At 45.2% G+C, this 16,573-nt stretch carries 9 protein-coding genes; 8 read left to right on the forward strand and 1 reads right to left on the reverse strand.

What is annotated here, in order from left to right:
- Positions 1 to 462 precede the first annotated feature (462 nt).
- The 8 genes from JGK16_RS30155 to JGK16_RS30190 all read left to right on the forward strand — a co-directional run bounded on the left by JGK16_RS30155 (position 463) and on the right by JGK16_RS30190 (position 15,227).
- Positions 463 to 1,071 (forward strand): hypothetical protein, encoded by a 609-nt coding sequence (locus JGK16_RS30155; protein WP_293155138.1) that lies wholly within the window; start codon positions 463 to 465, stop codon positions 1,069 to 1,071.
- A 6-nt stretch (positions 1,072 to 1,077) separates the two neighbouring features.
- Positions 1,078 to 4,032, forward strand: coding sequence for an OmpA family protein (locus JGK16_RS30160; protein ID WP_293185789.1), 2,955 nt, complete (start codon positions 1,078 to 1,080; stop codon positions 4,030 to 4,032).
- A gap of 2 nt (positions 4,033 to 4,034) precedes the next feature.
- Positions 4,035 to 4,571, forward strand: a complete 537-nt coding sequence (locus JGK16_RS30165) for a Rab family GTPase (protein WP_293185788.1) — start codon at positions 4,035 to 4,037, stop codon at positions 4,569 to 4,571.
- A 249-nt stretch (positions 4,572 to 4,820) separates the two neighbouring features.
- Entirely contained in the window at positions 4,821 to 5,210 is a 390-nt protein-coding gene (locus JGK16_RS30170; protein ID WP_293185787.1) for an RRXRR domain-containing protein, read from the forward strand.
- A 209-nt stretch (positions 5,211 to 5,419) separates the two neighbouring features.
- Complete coding sequence (locus JGK16_RS30175) at positions 5,420 to 6,877, forward strand: PAS domain-containing sensor histidine kinase (protein ID WP_293193608.1); 1,458 nt, start codon at positions 5,420 to 5,422, stop codon at positions 6,875 to 6,877.
- Positions 6,878 to 7,194: 317 nt separating this feature from the next.
- Positions 7,195 to 9,984 carry an adenylate/guanylate cyclase domain-containing protein gene (locus tag JGK16_RS30180; protein ID WP_293185785.1) on the forward strand — a complete coding sequence of 930 codons (2,790 nt, stop codon included), beginning with the start codon at positions 7,195 to 7,197 and terminating at the stop codon, positions 9,982 to 9,984.
- Between the two features lie 406 nt (positions 9,985 to 10,390).
- The gene (locus tag JGK16_RS30185) at positions 10,391 to 14,095 is read left to right on the forward strand and encodes a PAS domain S-box protein (RefSeq protein ID WP_293185784.1); all 3,705 of its coding nucleotides are present in this window, start codon (positions 10,391 to 10,393) and stop codon (positions 14,093 to 14,095) included.
- 4 nt (positions 14,096 to 14,099) lie between these two features.
- Positions 14,100 to 15,227 carry an ATP-binding protein gene (locus JGK16_RS30190; protein ID WP_293185783.1) on the forward strand — a complete coding sequence of 376 codons (1,128 nt, stop codon included), beginning with the start codon at positions 14,100 to 14,102 and terminating at the stop codon, positions 15,225 to 15,227.
- 110 nt (positions 15,228 to 15,337) lie between these two features.
- Here JGK16_RS30190 and JGK16_RS30195 read toward each other — a convergent pair whose 3' ends face one another.
- Positions 15,338 to 16,519 (reverse strand): FAD-binding oxidoreductase, encoded by a 1,182-nt coding sequence (locus tag JGK16_RS30195; protein ID WP_366035301.1) that lies wholly within the window; start codon positions 16,517 to 16,519, stop codon positions 15,338 to 15,340.
- Between the last annotated feature and the right edge of the window lie 54 nt (positions 16,520 to 16,573).

Genomic DNA, 16,573 nt, shown 5'->3' on the forward strand with positions numbered 1-16,573 from the left:
AGCCGACTCCCTTGGGTGAAGCAGGAAGCAGACCCTTCAAGAGCAATCTTGATTGAATAGTGAGACTTGAGAAAGTTTAGCTAAGTTTTGTGTAGCAGCTTACAACCTACCTTGCTGTCTGGAGGAATGTCTGCGCTCCTCTGAGCTTGCGGCAAGGCAAGAATAGCAAACCGCTATTTTGGGGAGCCTCGTTGTGGCTCTGATGATTGCCTCCAAGAACCTGAATTTCAGGAGATTTACAGTTAAACTTCTCAAGAATCTCATCCCCGACTTTCGGGGAGGGAGTATCTAAAAGTCGAGCTGTCCCCAGTCAAAAAGCCCCTGTATCTGACAACTGTCAACGATCGCAGTAAAAGTCAGCAGCACGTCTTTTGACCCTGCTCAAACCGTTCGACTAGCAGTTTAACAAAAAATATAGTACAGTTCTTAAACTCACAATTTTCGGAGATTCGAGGTAATATCATGGCCGAAATAACTAAAGAAGAAATGCGCGAACGCCTGGGAAATATTGACCAGATTCGCGATATAATTTTCGGGGCGCAGCTTAGAGAATACGACAATCGTTTCGACAAAATAGATTCCGACTTGTCGATGATGCAGCAAGATATGCACGCTCGCATCGAACAAGTGAAAACAGTTCTGTCCACAGAAATGAGGGCGGCAGTTGATTCGTTAGAAAAGAAAGTTAAATCGCTCACCTTAAATACGCAAGAAGAAAGTGCTGACCTCCGACAGCAAATCGATCGCGTTAACCGCAAATGCTCTAGCACCATCGAAGCCCTCGACGAGGCGATCGACAATCAAACCAGTTCCATTCGCGACGAACTCTCCCAAACCAGAGAGCGACTCTCCGAAGAAACCCGCACTTTGAAAACACAGGTTTTTGAAGAACTAGACCGACGCTTTTCCATGCTCAGAGATGTTAAAGTTTCCAGAGATGACATGGCAGAAATTCTGTTTGAACTAGGAATGAGACTCAAAGGAACAGAATTTGTGCCCGAACTTAAAGGCGTTGCTGATAATAAGTCAAATAACGAATTTTTGTTGCCGGAGCGCCACCATCACGGATAATAACGCATGGCTTTACCGAAAGAAAATCCAGAAGTTGAAAATCAGCTAGAGGGTTTTGTTTCTAAACCTGACGAGTCTGCTGCCTCGGCAGCAACCCAGCTAGACCCCTTGTTGACTCTGTTATTCGATCTCAAAATTATTGCTGGTTCAAAGCAGCAAAATCCCGAGTCCGAAGCTGACAGCAGCGGCAAAAACGGTCAAGCTGGGGCCCTCGGCGGGTCGATCGATTTGTTAAGTATTTCCTCCGCACAGCCAGAGGAAATTGCAGCGCAGCAAAATCCCGAACCCGAAGCTGCTAGCAGCAGCGGCAAAAACAGTCAAGCTGGAACCCTCGGCGGGTTGATGGATTTGTTAAGTATTTCCTCCGCACAGCCACAGGAAATTGCAGCGCAGCACAATTCCGAACCCGAAGCTGACAGCAGCGGCAAAAATAGTCAAGCTGGAGCACTCGGCGGGTTGATGGATTTGTTAGGTATTTCCTCCGCACAGCCAGAGGAAATTGCAGCCGTGCCAGAAACTGGCTCTTGCCAACCCGATTCTACTGCTTCCCCGGCTGTTGCAGACGAGTCCCACAATTTGCTGTTCGCTACTCACAAACTCAACACTTCTGAACTGGAAAGAAACTATTCCTCAGCTAAAACTATAGATGTTTCCGCAGATGTTTCGGATTTGGAGAGAGAATCACCCTCGCTACAAGCATTCCCTGACTTAACAATTTCCGATTCTCCCCAGTACGTACAGCGCGAAAAATCCCAGGATTCTGCTGACACCGCTGTAGAGAATTCGCCCATTCCCCAAACTCTGGCGCCACCCGCAGCAACCGATCCGAATTCCTCAGTGTCCGGACTTTCGCAGCCATCACAAAAAATATATGCAGATGCAAGTGTGGCATCAATTGAACCGAACCGAGAGTCGCAAGAACAGCCGATACCACTATCGCAGCGATCGGAAATCATAGGCGATATTAAACAAGAATTCAATGAAGCCGACAGCGCGATGGGAAGGCTGCAAAATCTGATTTTTGGCTCGCAAATGTCAGATATCGAGCAACTCAAAAATCTCCTAGCAGAAACTGATTTGCCGGGGGTGTGCAATCTGCTAGCAAGCATCGACTCTAAATTAGAAAAACTGGAACACCAAATCTACGATCCACAAGAGCTGATCGCCCTAATGCTGCCTTGGATCGCAGAAATTCTCAGCCGCAAAATTGCCGATTCCAGAGAAGAAGTTGTTAATGCGATAGTCCCAATTATTGATGAAGTGATTAGGGCTAAAACTGTGGAAAACAGGCAAGCAATGAGTTCGGCGATAGGTGAGTTGCTGCCCGACGCACTTGCTCAACAAATAGAAAATTCGCCAGCGGATATTGCTCGGGCGATCGCCCCAGAAATGGGTTTGGCGATAAAAGAGCAAATTCGCCTCGATCAAGAGTCGATCGCCCAAGCCCTCGCCCCGGAAATGGGCAAAGCCATTACAGCCCAAATCGCCCTCGAACGCGACTCTATGGTGGATGCTCTCTATCCCGTCATTGGCAGTACGATCTCTAAATACATGGCAGAAGCTATTAAAACTATCAACGAAAAAGTCTCAAATAGCTTAAGCATGGAAGGAGTTGGGCGCAAAATTCGCTCCCAAGTACAAGGAGTCTCCGAAGCTGAATTAATCCTCAGAGAATCAATACCTTTTACCGTCCAAGCAGCATTGTTAATTCACAAGGCATCTGGCTTGGTAATTTCCGAAGTTCAACACCCCGCAGGCAATTACCAGTTAGAAGCGGAAATGGTAGCAGGAATGCTCACAGCTATTCGCAGCTTTGTGAACGAATGCATCGTTCAGCCCGGAGAAATTTCTGAACTCAATCTAATTGAATACGGCGACTCAAAAATTATGTTAGAAGTAGCGGGATACTGCTACATGGCAGTCGTGATTAAAGGAGAACCGCCACAGTCGTTCATTAACAAACTCCGGCAAACACTTACTAATCTGATCCTTAATTACGCTAAATTAATTCACGAGTTTAACGGCGATCCCGGTACTATACCGGACTCTGTGCACCCGTTCATCCAAAGTTTATTCGACCCGGTGGAAAGGGAAAAATCAAAAAAACCCCCCTTCGTGCTGATCGGGGTGACGATCGCAGCGCTAACCTTAATCTCAACACCTTGGGTAATTTATCAGCACCGCCGGAGCATTGACCGCCCCCTGGCAACAAATGCCGCTTTAGCTTTAGCCTCGACCCCAGAATTAGCGGTTTACCGCTTAAACGCCGACGTGGAGGGCAACACTCTCAAGTTAACCGGAAATTTGCCAAATCCAGAATTGCGGGAAAAAGCCGCCAAAATAGCCGCCTCAACTGCACCAAATCTGAAATTAGACAATCAAATTGTCGCTGTAGATGTACCTCCAGATCCCGTGTTGACGGCGGGTGAGGTGCAGCGGATCACCGCTGTTTTGAACCGCTTGTCGGGTGTTTCTATTTCTAGTCGGTATGGCGATCGCAAAGTTACAGTAGAGGGGACAGTCATGGAGGCTGTCGATTCACAGAAAATTGCTCAGTCCCTGAAGCAAATTCCCGGCGTTGAGTCAGTCGTTAGCACTGTGAAACTAGATCCGCTTAAAATTGCCACCCGCATCTACTTCGACCAAGGAACGACAACATTAGACTCAGCATCAGAAGAAATTATCGCCAGTGTTAAAAGTTTCATGGATCAATATCCTCAAAAACAGATTAAGATAATTGGACACAGCGATCGCACTGGGGAACTTGTCATCAATCAACGGTTGTCGCTCCAGCGTGCCACAGCAGTGCGAGATGCTTTGCTGCGGCAAGGTGCCAATCCGAAGCGCCTCCTGGCGGTTGGCAGTCAAAATCCTCCCCCCGGCGTGGAACCCAATCAACCGCTACTTTTAAGCAGATGCGTGCTATTTGAACCAATAACTAAGATCGTAAACAGCAAATAATTATGTCAGTTACTATATCTAAAAAAATGTGCATGATCGGCGACTTTGGCGTCGGTAAAACCAGTCTGATCCGCCGTTTTGTCGATCGGCAATTCAGCGACGAGTACCTCTCCACCGTCGGAGTAAAAATTTCCCGCAAAAGTATCGCATTAGAAAACACCAAACACCCGGAAAGTGTCACCGCACAGTTGCTGATTTGGGACTTAGAAGGACATACAAAATTCAAAGGAATCGCACCGACTTACTTACAAGGAGCTAGCGGCGTTTTAATCGTTGCCGATGTCAGCCGCTCCGAAACAGTTGAGCGAATCTCCGAACACGTTAAGCTGTTTTCTTCAGTCAATCCCAAAGGATCAATAATCGTCGCTTTGAACAAAGTAGACTTGATTGACGAAGAAAAATTGGCACTGCTAGTGGAAATCTCCCACTCAATCGGTCAAGACAAAGTAATAGCAGTTTATACCACATCGGCTAAAACCGGCAAAGACGTTGACGAAATTTTTCACAAACTAGCTTACACAATGGTAGAACAAGTATGAACCGTTCGTAGATGTATACCCACATCTACCCAAACAGAGCCTGCATTGGGTAGATGCTGCGAACGTGCAGGAACAGGATAAGACCTACGTTGTTTGAGTCATGACACCTACAGATGAACGCCAGTTTGTAGCTCTGTCGATTGCTATTAAGGAACGGATTAATTACATACAGATCCGCGTGTTGCACTCCCAACAAGCTCTTTCAACATTTCCGAGGCAAACATTACTTAGAAATAAGGCTGACAGAAGATGTCAAACTACGTTTTTCTCATTGATGCCAACAAAAAACCGATGAATCCGGTTCATCCCAGTCACGCCAGAAAACTTTTAGATTCGGGCAAGGCTTCGGTGTTTCGGCGCTATCCGTTCACACTGCTCCTCAAGCGAGTAGTAGAAAACATTGGGAGCATCTCAGTTTTGCAAGAAGCATTTTTTATGGTAGTGCTGTCCCCGCTCGCGTGCTTGTACAAGCACGCGAGCGGGGACAGCACTGTAAATGCAAAACTGAGATGCTCCCGGAATATTGGGTGCATCTCAATGCAAGCAAATATATCCGTAGGGGCGAAGCATGACCGTAGTCAATATGGGATTATAACTAATAACTTATATGCGGTCATGCTTCGCCCTCTTCCCAAGTGAGATACACCCGGAATATTGCACAACAGTTCACAGGAAAGATGGTTACAGCTATGCCTGAAAACATACTCAAAAAAGAACGAGTGTCTGGATATGTCCACCAATAATTATCGAACAGTATGAACCCCCTTTTTAGAAAGCTCCTGGGTCCGCGACAAACAGAGTATCTAATAGTAAATCACAATTTCATCATTCAGGAAACCTCTGCCGAAGTGCAGAATTATGCCGATACTCCGGGTGACGCGCTCCCCGGTACAGATGCTCGCATCTGTTTTCCCGAACTGATTGGAATTGAAAATATCCTCATGTCGATCGTGATGGGAAGGCGGCCGAGTTTTGAACTCAAAGGTATCGCTCGGTTTGCCGACAACAACCGCCCTTTATACTTCGATATGTTGGCGATAGAACATGAAAACGAACAAGATATGGCAAGTAATTTGCTAATTTTGATTGAAGATGCCACCGAAAAAATGGTGATGAAGCAATCCTTGATTCAGAGAGCGAATGAAGCTAATCTTTTGCTGAGCGCCTTAGCCGCTTCAAAAGATTATATAGATAAAGTGATTCGCTCCATGGGCGATGCTTTGTTGGTGACAACAACATTAGGAATTATCAAAACAGTCAATCAATCGGCACAATGGTTATTTGGGTACAGCGAAGCAGAATTAATCGACCAGCCTCTCTCCATCATAGTAGTCGAAGAAACATTGCTTTACCAAGGTCGCCACCGCTATATTTTGTCTCAAAAAGAGCTGCTCAGAGAATTGGAAGTAGTCTGCACTACTAAATCGGGAGAAGAAATTTGGGTAGAATTTTCCTGCTCGGCAATTCAGACAGAATTAGACGGACTTTATGATTTCATATATATCGGCAGAGACATCACAGAACGCAAGCAAGAAGACATGGAAATTCGTCGCTCTCTGGTAAAAGAGCAAGAACTCAGACAGCTTAAATCTCGTTTTTTCTCGATGCTGGCTCACGAATTCGGCAATCCTTTAAATACAGTATTATTTGCTACTCAAATTCTCAAAGAATATGGGGACGAAATTACCCAAGCGGAAAAACAAGAATACCTCGAACACGTTAAATCAGCATCTAAACACATGGCTCAGCTATTAGATGACGTGCGGTTGCTCAGCAGCGCCGAAGCTGGAAAACTCCAATTCAATCCCGCACCACTTGACTTGCGAAAATTTTGTAGCGAGTTAGTAGAATCAATAAAAATTAGCTACGGACAAAATCATAAAATTAATTTTGTTTGCAGAAAATCTATTGCGCCTGGGAAAAAAACCGCTCCGGAGTCGGAGGCAACAGAATACTCGCCCGCACTGGATGCCAAATTGCTGCGGCACATCTTGACAAACTTGCTGTCAAATGCTGTAAAATATTCGCCGATCGACAGCTATATTGATTTTCAATTAAATTGTCGTCATGAAGAAGCTATATTTAAAATAAAAGATGCGGGCATTGGCATTCCTATAGAAGACCAAGAACAACTGTTTGAATCTTATTACCGGGCCCAAAATGTCGGAAAAATACCTGGTACAGGACTGGGTTTATCCATAGTTAAACAGTGTGTAGACCTGCACGGAGGTCAAATCGAATTTTCCAGCGACACAGGGTTAGGCACTACCTTTGTAGTCACAATTCCATTTGCAAAACAGAGGTAATACGATTTGGGAATTGGGAATTGGGCATAGGGCATAGGGCATAGGCATAGGGCATACCTCACCACGCTTGAGAACCGTTATAATACGATTTTCCATTTTCCATTTTTCGATTTTCCGATTTGGGAATGACCCGCCCAAAAATGGGTACCGTGCCACGTAAGCGACCTTGGCTGGTCTATTCCAAAACTTTAGACAAAACTTCAAGGTGCCAGATTCATCAAATCGAGCAATGACTAATGACCAATGACCAATGACCAATGACTAATGACTAATGACTATCACGAACTGAGGGCACGTTCACCACTACAAAATCCAACATGACAACCCTGTTAAATAAATTGTTGGTTCCCCACCACTTGGAGTACCTAGCACTGGATCAAGACTTTCTTATCGCAGAGACATCTCTCAACGTGCAGCGGTTTGCCGACTGTCCCGAGGAAGTAGTTACCGGAAACGATGTCCGCATTCCCTTTCCCGAATTCCTGGGAACTGAAGAAATTTTAATCGATATTTTTGAAGGGCGGTTGCCAAATTTTGAATTAAAAGCGATGACGCGAGTATTAGAAAATGGCTCGCGGCTTTATTTTGATATGTATATCGTCGAGTTCAGCAATGACGATAGCGAGCAGAGATTAATTGTATTTTTTGAAGACGTAACCGACAGGATGGGTTTGGAACAAACTCTAGTTCAAGCTACCAATGAAATGAATATTTTATTGAGTACCTTAGCCGCTACTAATAATTATGTTGAAAAAATTATTACTTCCATGGCCGAAGTTTTGTTGGTGACAACGGCCTCGGGAAAAATCAAAAAAGTCAATCAAGCGGCTCAAGATTTGTTCGGTTATAGCGAATCGGAATTAGTAGGTCAGCAAATAGACACCCTTACTGCTGAGGGCGCATCTTTGCAAGCAGTCAGCCAAGAGTCGCCTCAACAATCTCAAACTAATACTGAAGTAATTTGCACCGCAAAAACCGGAGAAAAGCTGACAGTTTCCTTTTCCTGTACGCCGATTCCAAGTGACATGAAAAGTTTTTCTGCAACTTCTACGGCCCTCCAAGATTTTGTGTACATCGGCCGCGACATGACATACAGACAGCGAGCCCGCAAGCGAAAAGTAGCTCAGTACGTCACCACTCACATCCTCTCTACATCCGAAACAATCAAAAAAGCTCTAGAAGCAATTCTCCCCGCAATTTGCGACAGTTTGGGGTGGGATACTGCCGAACTTTGGATGCCGCCGGAAGCTGGGGAAAAACTGCTGTTAGGAAGTAAGAGAATAACTGCGATTTCCGACCCCAATTTGCTGCGGTGCGTCGCCTGTTGGACAAAAGGCTCAGTTTCCATCCCCAAATTTGCCGAATCTGCCGAACAAATGATCTGTGGATTCGGGGAAGGATTGTCGGGTCTCATTTGGGGCAGCGGTTCGTCTCAGTGGATTGCGGATGTAACAGAAAGCGAAATTTTTATTAGCAGAGAAATTGGCGTAGAAGAACGACTGCACGGAGCTTTTGGCTTCCCAATTTTGGGGGACTACGAGCAGGAAAATTCTGAAAGCTCTGTGTTGGGGGTGATGACTTTTTTTAGCCGCGAAGTGCAGTATTTGGATGAAGAATTGCTCCAGACAATGGCAACAATCGGCAGCCAACTCGGTCAATTTATTAAGCGCAAGCAAGCGGAAATAGCTTTGCGGGAAAGCGAAGAACAATTACGAGACTTATTTGAAAATGCTACTGACTTAATTCAAAGTATTGGAGCTGACGGTCATTTTTTGTATGTAAATCGGGCTTGGCGGGAAACTCTGGGCTACAGCGAAGCCGAAATTGCTCAAATGACTGTTTTTGATATCATTCATCCCAACAGTTCCCCAGAGTCGATGGAGATATTATGTCAAGTTATTACTAAAAAAGCTGTCAATGAAAATACTTTTTATCCCCACTCTATTCAGATAATATTTATTACTAAGAATCACGAACAAATTTTGCTGGAAGGTAGCATAAACTGTAAGTTTTTGGAAGGTTCTTTAGTAGCGATTCGCGCTATTTTGCGAGACATTACTGCTCGCAAGATGGCGGAAGATGCTCTAGCAAAATCTGCTTCCTTGCTGCAAGCAACTTTTGATTCTACTGCTGACGGTATTTTAGCTATTGATAGGAGCGGAAAAATAGTTACTTTCAATCGAGAATTTGTGGAAATGTGGGGGGTACCTAGCGACGTGATGGCGCTGCGAGACGACGCAACAACGATCGCCTTTGTGCAGAACCAACTCAAAGACCCGCAAGCATTCCAAGAGAGAATAGAATCGCTTTACGACCAGCCAGAAGCCGAAAGTTTTGACTTGTTGGAATTTGAAGACGGCAGATTTTTTGAACGCCATTCGGAACCGCAGCGGCTGGGAGATAAAATTATCGGTAGAGTCTGGAGTTACCACGATATTACGGAACGCAAGCAAGCAGAAGATGCCCTGCGGGAAGAACAAGAAAAATCGGAAAATCTGTTGTTAAATATCTTGCCCGTGGCAATAGCAGAACGACTCAAACAAAACGAAACGACTATTGCTGAATATTTTCCCGAAGTGACTGTTTTGTTTGCTGATATTGTGGGGTTTACAGCTTTGTCTTCTGTGATGAATCCGATCGACCTCGTGGAGCTCCTGAATAAGATTTTCTCAGGATTCGATATGTTGTGCGAGCAGCACGGCCTAGAGAAAATCAAGACCATCGGCGACGCATACATGGCGGTAGGAGGGCTGCCCTACCCTCGGGCAGACCATGCAGAGGCGATCGCCCAAATGGCCCTAGATATGCAAAAAGAGATAGCTCGGTTTAATGGTCTGAATAAGAAATATTTTAGCATCCGCATCGGCATCCACAGCGGCCCGGTTGTTGCCGGAGTGATTGGCATCAAAAAGTTTATTTACGATTTGTGGGGCGATACGGTAAATATCGCTTCCCGCATGGAATCTCATGGTTTGCCTTGGCGGATTCAAGTCAGTGAAACTACTTATGACTTATTGAAAGACAAATATTTGCTGGAAGGGCGCGGAACTATTGAAGTTAAAGGTAAAGGGGGTATGAAAACTTATCTGCTTGTTGGTAAAAAATAAGTTGGCAGTTGACAGTTGACAGTTGACAGTTGACAGTTGACAGTTGACAGTTGACAGTTGACAGTTGACAGTTGACAGTTGACAGTTGACAGTTGACAGTTGATGACAGTTGACAGTTGACATAGTGCGAACTCATAGGCAGCATCTCATGTTTGTAAAAAGGATTTTTTTATTATAGTGCGAGCACGCAAGAGCTCGCGTATTGTAGAATACGCGAGCGGGGACAGCACTATAAATGAAAACTGAGATACTCCCAACTCATATAACTCGCGAACAGGAGTCAGCAGTCAGCAGTCAGCAGTCATCAGTCATTAGTCATCAGTCATCAGTCATCAGTGATTAGTCGTCAAGCTGATGACTAAAAGTGTTGCTAAAGTTAGTTAGGAATACTTTTTGACCAAGATTTATGGAACTTGCTAATTTGTCGGTAAATTTACGATCGCCCTTAGAATTTGTCGATCGCCATCCTGTGACAGTTTCGCCCTCAACTTCCCTCCCAGATGCGATCGCCCTAATCCGTCTGGCGATGGACGCTTGTCCGCTACCGAATTCACCTCCGCACTCAAACGAAACGGTAACAGCATCAATTAGTTGCATCTTAGTGGTCGAGGAAAATCAGCTAGTCGGATTGCTAAGGTTGGCAGATCTGCTGAACTTAGCCACCACATACGGATGGCAAGAAATGAAAGTTTCCGGCGCCATGACGCGGAATTTAGTTGTCTTAAAAGAATCAGAATTTACAGATATTTTTACCGCATTTAAGCTATTTTGTCAATACTCGATCGATTGTTTGCCAATTGTAGATGAACGGGGTCAGCCAGTAGGTTTAGTCACCGCAGAAAGGATTCACCCAGAAATTTACAGCCTCGTTAAAATGTTGCAGCAAGAAGTTGTCAAACTTCAGCAAAAACAGTGTGAACTCTTAGAAAGTAAGTCAGAAATCGAAAAACAAGTCAGCGATCGACAAAACGCCGAAAATGCCCTGCGGGAGAGCGAGGCGCGCTACCGGGCGATTGTGCAAGACCAAAGCGAACTGATTTGCCGCTACCTCCCCGACGGCAAATTCACATTTGTCAATCAAGCTTACTGTCGCTATTTCGGCGTGCAACCAGAAGACTTGCTCGGTAACAGTTTTATGCCACTGATCCCAGAAGTAGACCGAGAAATTTTTCAAGAACAATATGCTTCTCTGTCTGCGGAAAAGCCTGTGTTTACTTGCGAACACCGAGTAATTTTGCCGAGCGGGGAAATTCGTTGGCAGCAGTGGATCGATCGGGCTATCTTCGATGCAAACGGAGAAATTGTGGAGTATCAAGCTGCCGGTCGGGATGTCACCGATCGCAAACAAGCAGAAATCGCTTTGCAGCAACTCAATGCAGAGTTAGAACTGCGAGTCCAGCAGCGCACTAAATTTTACGAACTGGCAGTATCGGCGGGCAAAGTGGGGGTTTGGGACTGGAATTTGGAAACCGACGAAATCTACGTCGATCCGTCTTTAAAAGCTTTGTTGGGCTATCAAGACGCAGAGATTCCCAACTGCATGGAACATTGGGGATCTCTGGTTCACCCGGACGATCGAGTTGCCGTCGGGGGAGCAGTCTCTGCTTATCTAGAGGGTGTGACAGAAATTTTTGAAGTCGAACACCGGATGCTCCGCAAAGACGGTAGCAACTGCTGGATGTTTGCCCGCGGGACTGCGGTTCGATCGCCCGACGGCAAAACCTACCGACTGATCGGGACTGACACCGACATTACCGATCGCAAATTGACCGCAGAAAAACTGCAAAACTCGGAAGCTGAACTGCTGGCGCTGTTTAATGGCATGACGGATATCGTGCTAGTTTTCGACGCCAGCGGCCGCTACCTCAAAGTCGCCCCCACGCCTCCCCAATTGCTGTACAAACGGGCTAATGAAGTGCTAGGCAAAACCCTCGCCGAAATCTTCCCAGAAGCCGAAGCTAATTTTGCCCTCGGCCACATTCGCCAAACCTTGGCATCTGGACAAACCCACAGAGTTGAATACAGCATGGAAATTGAGGGCAAGTTAATCTGGTTTGATGGCAGTATTTCGCCGCTGGGAGTCGATCGGGTGATGTGGGTAGCGCGAGACATTACTGCTCGCAAACAGGCAGAAGCTGCACTGCAAAAGAGTGAGGAAAAGTTTCGCAATTTGTTTGACGATGCTCCAATTGCGATCGGTTTGGCAAGCGTGCACGATTACCGCACGATCGAGGTGAATGAAGCTTACCGCCAGATGTTGGGCTACAGCGATAAGGATTGGGCGGTAATGAGTTTCGCTGATGTCACCCACCAGGAAGATTTACCAGCAGATGTCGAGCAAGTCAAGCAGTTGGTCGAGGGCAATATTCCTCGCTTTCAAATGGAAAAACGCCTGATTAAGAAAAATGGCGAGCTGATGTGGGCAAACATGACGGTGACGCTGATTCGGGATGGCGAGGGCCTTCCTCTCTACAGCATGGCGGCGATCGAAGATATCAGTTACCGCAAGCGAGCAGAAATGGAATTGCAGCAGTTAAAAGAACGCCTGCAATTTTTACTTGCTTCTAATCCTGCGGTAATTTTTACTGCCGCTGCGGCGGGGAAATTTTGTATTACTTACATCAGCGACAACGTTCAGACAATCGTTGGCTACGAGCCGCAAGAAGTGTTAGCAGATTCTAACTTTTGGTCGGGCAGGATTCACGCTGAAGATCTGCCACAATTTATAGTAAATTTTTGTGCTTTGTCTGAGGGTAAAAATTGCATTTACGAGTACCGCTTTTTGCATAAAAATGGAATGTATCGCTGGCTGCGGACAGAACTGAAACTATTGGTTGACAGCAGGGGCATTCCGATCGAAATTATTGGTTACGCCGCCGATATCAGCAATTCTAAATGCGCTGAAATAGCTTTGCGGCAGCAGTTTGAGCAAGAACGGCTGGTGGAGGCGATCGCCCGTCGCGTCCGCCAATCTTTGCAATTAGAGGAAATTCTTAACACCACGGTTGCCGAACTCCAGCAAGTCTTGTTAGTCGATCGAGTTTTGGTATATCAAATTTTACCCGAAATTGGCGGCCGAGTCATTGCTGAAGCGGTGGTAGAAGGATGCAGTCGGCTGATAGATAGATTTTTTGGCCGAGAGGTTTTTCCTGCTGAATGTTATCAGCTTTATTTGCAAGGACGAATTTGTGCAATTTCCGAACTAGATGACCCCTCCATTACACCTTGTATGATGGAATTTCTGCAACAAATTGAAGTTAGGGCTAAGTTAGCAGTCCCAATTATTCAGCACAGCCAACTTTGGGGATTGCTAATCGCGCACCAGTGCGATGGGCCCCGGGAGTGGCAAGAATGGGAAATGAATTTATTTCAGCAGTTGGTGAATCAATTGGCGATCGCCATTCAGCAATCTCTACTTTACCAGCAACTGCAAGCTGAACTGAGCGATCGCTTCCAAGCGGAGGCAAATTTGAAAAACTCCCTCAAAGAGAAAGAGATTTTGCTCAAAGAGATTCACCACCGCGTTAAAAACAACCTCTGCGTAGTTGCCAGCCTGTTAGAATTGCAATCTAACACGGTTGCCGACCCCCAAATAGCCAAAATGTTTGAAGAAAGTCAGAACCGCCTGTACTCTATGGCTCTGATTCACGAGAAACTGTACCGATCGACTAACCTGGCAAAAATTAATTTTGGCGAATATCTAGAAGATTTGGTCAGTAACTTGTTTCAGTCTTACAATATAAGTGACAACCGCATTCAGTTGCAGGTATTAGCTGAACAAATCTCCCTAAATATTGAGACTGCTACTCCCTGCGGCTTAATTGCTAATGAATTGGTTTCAAATACCCTGAAACACGCTTTTCCTCACGATACGAGCGGTACAGTTAGTGTACAATGCTATCAGACTGGCGATCGGGAAATCCACCTCTTCGTTAAGGACAACGGGATTGGCTTTCCTGAAAACATAGATTTTAGGAAAACTAACTCGATGGGCTTTCAAGTTGTCTGTACTTTAACCGAGCAGTTAGAAGGAACCATCGAAATGTCAAGAGAAATCGGCACAGCCTTTCACTTAGTATTTAACGAGTTAATTTACTCGCAAAGGTTCTAAAATCATGAATTTTCCAGAGCAAAAAATTAATAATATTAATATTTTAATTGTAGAAGACGAGCTATTGATCGCTAAGAACTTATCTCAAAGATTAGAAAAATTTGGATATAAAATCGCCGATGTTGTTTCTTCAGGAGCCGATGCCATCCATCGCGCAGGCGAACTCAAACCAGATTTAATTTTAATGGATATAGTAATCAAAGGCGAGATTGACGGCATAGCAACAGCAGCAATAATTCATCAACAATTAGATATCCCCATTATCTATACAACTGCTTATGCCGACGATGAAACTTTGCAGCGAGCAGAAAATACTGGTTCTTATGGCTACCTCCTCAAACCGTTTAAAGAAAGAGAAATGCACGCTACCATCAAGATAGCGCTGAGTAAACATCAAGAAGCCGTTGAAATGCAAAAACTCATGGCACTAGCAGCAGCGAAAAGCGAAAATAGAACGCGATTTGTTTCAATGGCATACCACGATTTAAACACTCCTTTGACTACCATACAGCTCTCGGCTGAAATGCTGGAAGATAGCGATTTGAAAATATCGCCAGGAACAACAAATAAAAATGTCAATCGCATTAAAAAAGCCGTCAGCAATATGAGTGAATTGCTGGACGATATTTTAATGCTCAGCAAAGCAGAAGCAGGCAAACTTTCCTTGAATTTAAATGAGCTAAATGTGACAGAGTTCTGCACATCTATTTTAGAAGAACTGCAACCGATAGTCACCGACAAACACCTTGTAACTTTCCTCGCCCAAACAGAGCCACTCCACGCCAATCTTGACACAAAACTGCTGCACCAATTGCTGACTAATTTGCTTTCAAACGCTATAAAATATTCTCCCAATGGCGGTTCTATTAGTTTAGAATTAAGCTGCGAAAACCAGCAAATAATATTTTGCGTTCGAGATGAGGGAATTGGGATGACAGCGGGATATGAAGAAAAACTCTTTCAGCAGTTTGAACGAGGTGCGAATGTAGGCAAGATTAAAGGTTCGGGTTTGGGACTCTGCATTGTCAAACACATAGTTGACCTGCATGGCGGTACAATAAGTGTGGAAAGTGCGATCGGTAAAGGTACTACATTTATTGTGGCGCTGCCTTTTTTAGTTATTGGTCATTAGTCATATTATGTCCGGTCAATTACCCACAATTAAATTGGTTTGTAGTGAGGACTTTAGTCCTCTGATTTTTATGAGGACTAAAGTCCTCACTACAAACAGGTTGATGGCGGTCATTTTTCAGCAAATCTATCCGGAGATAAAATCTCGATCGCCCAATCTTTTTCTTCCGCCGCCCTATTAGCAAATCGCTCAGCCAAAGCAGGTACGATCGCCAACGGATTGCTCAAACCAGAAAAAACGTGCAATCCAGGGCGATCGCGAATTTCCCCCACTACGGGAAACCTATCAGCGCTAAATGCCACAATACAATCGTGCCAAGTTGCCGGTAAATCTGCCGCATCTGGCAAAACCTTGCCGATACCTGCACGAATTGCGGTTTCGCTGGTTTTGCGATCGACTTTCGCGTTCAAATCGCTCAAAGTGCGAGACAATTGGCCGATCCGCAAACTCCCGTCATTAAATTGAATTGCACCCGAATCTAAAATCGGCGGTAACAACTCCTTACCCGGTTCGTCCCAAAGAAAATCTACCTCAATTTTACTAGATTGTGCTTCCAATTCAAAACGTTTTAATAGTGCGGGCATCACCAAAGTCCTGAGTTTCAAATCCACAGGTGCCGTCTCCAAAATCTCAGCACGACTAAAATAAACTCCCACAGAAATACCCGCCGTTTTTAGCAAACTACGACTCCAACCTCCAGCACAAATTACCGCATTTTTACAGGCATAACTTTCGCCTACCGTCTTGACACCCGAAATCCGATTTCCTTCTGCTATTAAACCAGTTACTTCCGCAATTTCTCTAGTTCCTCCCAGCCGCAAAAACCCTTGACAATAAGCTTGATTTGTGGCAGTCGGCGAAATATGACCGTGACGGACAGTTAGAGCTCCGGCGATCGCACTTTTGTTCAGCAAAGGTTCCAACTCGCCAGCTTCTGTAACGCTCACAAGCTGGGGAGGAATCGCAAAGTGTGCGTAATTAGCCGCGACTTTTTCTGGCTCAACTCCCGCATCAATTGTCAGCAACAAATCCAACTCGCGAAACTCCGTATTGCTATCTAATTCCGCCGATAAATTGCGGTGACGTTCGATACCTTCTGCACACAATTGCCGAGTTAAATCAGTCGTACCCGACCAATAAGCCAAGCCGCCGTAACTAAAACGAGTAGCATTTTGCATGGTAGCATCTCGTTCTAAAAGCAACACAGAAAAACCTTTTTTTGCGAGTTCGTAACTCAGCGCTGTACCAGTAATCCCGCCGCCGACAACAATCCAGTCGTAAGTTTTCATCATGGGCAATTCACAGGAAAGGATTCACGAATTCTTCGATTTTATAGCAATTTCTTG

Source organism: Microcoleus sp. PH2017_09_SFU_O_A, assembly GCF_020738625.1.
Taxonomy (GTDB): domain Bacteria; phylum Cyanobacteriota; class Cyanobacteriia; order Cyanobacteriales; family Microcoleaceae; genus Microcoleus.